Consider the following 217-nt stretch of genomic DNA (forward strand, 5'->3'; position numbering starts at 1 on the left):
ACGAAAAGGCGAACTGAGTTTCTGGGAGTACTCGGTACAGAAGCCGGACGTTTTTCTTGCGTCCTCATGCCACCATGGCGTCATCACCGCACGTTCTGGAGAGTCATGATGTCTGCACCCAAAATTACTTTTATCGGCGCGGGATCGACGATTTTCGTGAAGAATATTCTCGGAGATGTCTTTCACCGCGATGCGCTGAAATCCGCACATATTGCTT

1 protein-coding gene is annotated in these 217 nt (G+C 49.8%); it reads left to right on the forward strand.

What is annotated here, in order from left to right:
* Positions 1-105 precede the first annotated feature (105 nt).
* The coding region (locus FDX22_RS19905; RefSeq protein ID WP_146717668.1) for a hypothetical protein at positions 106-217 on the forward strand (112 nt) is incomplete at its 3' end.

Origin of the sequence: Citrobacter sp. TBCS-14 (assembly GCF_005280805.1) — a bacterium.
Lineage (GTDB): Bacteria > Pseudomonadota > Gammaproteobacteria > Enterobacterales > Enterobacteriaceae > Citrobacter > Citrobacter gillenii.